The sequence below is a fragment of the Nocardioides sp. CPCC 206348 genome (assembly GCF_048654705.1).
GTDB lineage: Bacteria > Actinomycetota > Actinomycetes > Propionibacteriales > Nocardioidaceae > Nocardioides.
Genome location: NZ_JBMCZA010000221.1, coordinates 34,068 through 36,274 on the forward strand (window position 1 = coordinate 34,068; position 2,207 = coordinate 36,274).

2 protein-coding genes are annotated in these 2,207 nt (G+C 68.7%); both read left to right on the plus strand.

All coding sequences use genetic code 11. The features are described 5' to 3' along the window. Positions 1-1,286 (plus strand): phospholipase D-like domain-containing protein (locus ACOADB_RS24935; RefSeq protein WP_378605224.1); only part of this gene is annotated, 1,286 nt, incomplete at its 5' end. A 67-nt stretch (positions 1,287-1,353) separates the two neighbouring features. Further along, positions 1,354-2,207: glutamate-5-semialdehyde dehydrogenase (locus ACOADB_RS24940; protein ID WP_378605226.1), on the plus strand; the 854-nt coding region annotated here is incomplete at its 3' end.

A 2,207-nucleotide genomic window follows, 5' to 3' on the forward strand; every position in this document is an offset into this window, starting at 1 on the left:
TCTCCATGAAGATCGTTGCTGCAGCTTCCCTCCTGGTGCTCGGCCTGCTCACGGGCTCGGGGCAGGTGGCGGGTGCCAGCGCCGCGCCCGAGGCGTCCGTCGCCTCCACGACGGCCGCCACGGTTCCCACGTGGCTCCCGCCCGTCGGCCCGGTCTTCAACACCCCGAACGGCACCTACGAGGGCCGTACGGCGATCCTGAAGCGGGTCCACGACGGAATCCGCAACACGCCGCCCGGTGCGACGATCCGGTTCGCGTCGTACAACATCGACCGCTCCGACACCGCCACCCTGCTCAAGGCAGCGAAGGACCGCGGCGTCAACGTCCAGATCGTCGTCAACGCGAACCTCATCGGTCCGGTCGAGAAGGGCTTGCAGGCCAAGCTGGGCAAGAACCCGCGGGCCAACAGCTTCCTGATCATCTGCAGGAACGCGTGCCGCAACGGTTCGCGCGGCGGCAACATGCACATGAAGACCTACACCTTCAGCCGGGCAGGCGCGGCCACCAGTGTGGTCATCAACAGCTCGGCCAACCTCAGCGGCGGCGCGGTGCGCGGACAGTGGAACGACGCCTACACCGTCTACGGCAACCACGACCTCTACCGGAGCTTCCTGGCGATCTTCAACCAGCTGAAGTTCGACCGGGCCGTGTCGCCCCGGCGCATGACGTACCGCACCGAGACCCTCGGTGTGTACTACCAGCGCTTCGCGGCTCCTCGCGAGAGCGTGCGGTTCACGAGCTCCGGTGACCTGGCGCTCGACCGCGTCCGTCAGATCCACTGCCGGACCAAGCCGGGCTTCGGCGCCAGCGGCAAGACCGTGGTCCGTATCGCGATGTATGCCTGGTACGGCACGCGGGGCGTGCGGATCGCGAAGTCCGTGGCTGCTCGCAAGCGTGAGGGATGCGTCGTCGCGGTGATCGGTTCGGTCATCAGCAAGGAAGTCGTCCGGATCCTCAAGGGCTCCGGCATCAGCGTGAAGGCTGCCGACTGGGACTTCGGGATGAAGCTCTCGACCGGCGGCGAGAAGCAGGTCTACGGAACGCGGTGCTACTCCCACCTGAAGGTGCTGACGGTCGACGGCACCTACAAGGGCCGGGCCACGAAGGTCGTCTTCACCGGTTCGGAGAACTGGTCGGCGCCCGCGCTGGGCAGCGACGAGGTCACCTACGAGATCCACGACCCGCTCGTGCTCAGGACCTACAACCTGCGTTGGCGCGCGATGTGGGACAACCGCAACGTCACCCACCGGACCGGTATCGAGCCGAAGCGGCGTCCCTGCGCCTGACCTGACACAGCGATGGGGCCTGAGACGTCGTCCGCGTGACGGCGTCCCAGGAACTACGCTCGGTTGGGTGAGCAGTACTTCCGAATTCATCAGCGTCGCCCAACGTTCGCGCGTCGCCAGCCGGGGGCTGGCGCTCGCCACCCGGTCCGCCAAGGACGCCACGCTCCAGGCCATGGCCGATGCGCTGCTGGCCCGGTCCGGCGAGATCCTCGCGGCCAACGCCGACGACGTCACGCGCGCCGAGGAGGGTGGCACGCCCGCCAACATCATCGACCGGCTCCGGTTGACCGAGGGGCGCCTCGCGGACATGGCCCAGGGCCTGCGCGACGTCGCGGGCCTCGCCGACCCGGTCGGCGAGGTGGTGCGCGGCGGCGTGCTCGCCAACGGCCTCGAGCTGCGCCAGGTCCGGGTGCCGTTCGGCGTGGTCGGGATGATCTACGAAGCCCGCCCCAATGTCACCGCCGACGCGGCCGGCATCTGCCTGAAGTCAGGGAACGCCGTGCTGCTGCGGGGGAGCTCCTCGGCCCGCTCGAGCAATGCCGCCATCGTGGCCGTGCTCCGTGACGCGGTCGAGGCCTCCGGCCTGGCCCCCGACGTCATCCAGCTGGTCCCCGGCGACACGCATGACAGCGTCAAGACGTTGATGCGGGCGCGTGGCCTGGTCGACGTGCTCATCCCTCGCGGGGGAGCGGGCCTGATCCAGTCGGTCGTCAACGAGTCGACGGTGCCGGTCATCGAGACGGGCGTCGGCAACTGCCACGTGTACGTCGACAGGGCAGCCGACCTCGAGAAGGCACTGTCGATCGTCCTCAACTCCAAGACACATCGCACCAGCGTCTGCAACGCGGCCGAGTCGCTGCTCGTCCACGAGTCCGTGGCCGCTGAGTTCCTGCCCCGCGTGGTCGCAGCGCTCCAGGACGC